Annotated in this window: 2 protein-coding genes; both read right to left on the bottom strand. The window is 67.9% G+C overall.

Translation table 11 applies throughout. From position 1 onward, the window contains the following. Window positions 1-128: 128 nt before the first annotated feature. A complete protein-coding gene (locus tag OX89_RS01295; protein WP_047349273.1) occupies window positions 129-929 on the bottom strand; it encodes an HpcH/HpaI aldolase/citrate lyase family protein in 801 nt (266 codons plus the stop codon). A 20-nt stretch (window positions 930-949) separates the two neighbouring features. Beyond that, window positions 950-1,798 carry a 3-hydroxybutyryl-CoA dehydrogenase gene (locus OX89_RS01290; protein WP_011806810.1) on the bottom strand — a complete coding sequence of 283 codons (849 nt, stop codon included), beginning with the start codon at window positions 1,796-1,798 and terminating at the stop codon, window positions 950-952. Window positions 1,799-1,843: the final 45 nt, after the last annotated feature.

Raw genomic sequence — 1,843 nt, 5'->3', positions numbered from 1 at the left:
CAGGCCAGGTGTCGGCACGTCCGGTGGCGGGTGTCTTCCACATTAATGTAGCGAGATTGACGACCGGGACACGCTGTGGCGGGCGGTTTGGTAGGCGGAAGCGCCGACCGCGCGGGCGGCGCTCGGTGTCAGTAGCTCGTGGCGACGGGCCCGCGTGCGCCTGGCCTGAAGCGCGCGGCCAGCCCGTCCGCGGCCTGGCGCAGCAGGAGCATGTCCATGCCCACGGCCACGAACTGCGCGCCCAGGGCCAGGCATTCGCGCGCCCGGGCTTCGTCCACCACGAGGATGCCCGGTGCCTTGCCGGCCGCGCGGATGCGGCGGATCGCGTCGTCGATCGCGGCGCGCACCGTGGGGTGGTTGGCATCACCCGGGAAGCCCATGCTGGCGGACAGATCGGCCGGGCCGATGAAGATGCCGTCCACGCCCTCCACCGCGGCGATGGCCTCAATCTGCTCCAGCGCCTCGGCCGTCTCCACCTGCACCAGCAGGCAGAGCTCGTTCTCCGCATCGCGTACATAGGCCGCGTCGCGGCCGAAGTCCGAGGCGCGCATGGAGCCGCCCATGCCGCGGATGCCGCGCGGCGCGTAGCGCATGGCGGCCACGGCGGCGCGCGCCTCGTCCGCGTTCTGCACGAAGGGCAGCAGCAGCGTTTGCGCGCCGATGTCCAGGTAGCGCTTGATCAGCACCGGGTCGTTCCAGGCCGGGCGCACCACGCAGTGCGTGTGGTCCCGGCAGCCGGCGGCCACGGCCTGCAGCTGCTGCACCATGAGCGGTACGTCGCTGGGCGTGTGTTCCGTGTCCAGCAGCACCCAGTCAAAGCCCGATCCCGCGATCAGCTCGGTGACCAGGGGTGATGGCAGGGTGGACCAGATGCCGATCTGCGCCTGACCGGCGGCCAGTGCGTGCTTGAAGGGGTTGCGAACGGGCATGGCAGGTGGTCTGGGTCAGGTCAGTACTGGTACACGCCGCGGCCGGTCTTGCGGCCCAGGCGGCCGGCGGCCACCATCTCCTTGAGCAGCGGGCAGGGGCGGTACTTGCTGTCGCCGAACTCGGTCAGGTACACGTCCATCACGGCCAGGCACACGTCCAGACCGATCATGTCGGCCAGCGCCAGCGGGCCGATGGGCTGGTTGCAGCCGAGCTTCATGCCGGCGTCGATGTCCTCGGGCGTTGCCAGGCCCTCTGCCAGCACGAAGAAGGCCTCGTTGATCATGGGCACCAGGATGCGGTTGACCACGAAGCCGGGGGCGTTCTTCACGGTGATGGGCGACTTGCCCAGGCGCTCGGAGAGCTGCTTCACCGTGTCGTGCGTGGCGTCGGAAGTCTGCAGGCCGCGAATGATCTCCACCAGCGCCATCATCGGCACGGGGTTGAAGAAATGCATGCCGATGAACCGGTCGGCGCGCGACGTGGCGGCGGCCAGCTTGGTGATGGAGATCGAAGAGGTGTTGGACGCAATGATCACTTCGGGCGCCACCAGCGCGTCCACCTGCTTGAGGATCTTGAGCTTGAGTTCGTAGTTCTCGGTGGCGGCCTCGATCACGATCTGGGCGGCCTTCAGGTCGTCGTAGCTGGTGGAGGTTTTGATGCGCGCGAGGGCGGCGCTCTTGTCGGCTTCGGTGATCTTTTCTTTCTTGATCAGGCGGTCCAGGCTGCCCGCCACGGTGGCCACGCCCTTTTGCACGGCGGCGTCGGAGATGTCCACCATCACCACATTGATGCCCGACACAGCGCATGCCTGGGCAATGCCGTTGCCCATGGTGCCCGCGCCGATGATGCCAACGGTCGAAATCGTCATATAACAGGCCGTTGAAAAATCCCCCGCCGACGCCCGCGTTGGCCG

This window comes from Diaphorobacter sp. J5-51 (assembly GCF_001023515.1).
Classification (GTDB): Bacteria; Pseudomonadota; Gammaproteobacteria; order Burkholderiales; family Burkholderiaceae_C; genus Diaphorobacter; species Diaphorobacter nitroreducens.
Note: the sequence above shows the minus strand (reverse complement) of the source record. Positions and strands in the feature narration are given on the sequence as shown.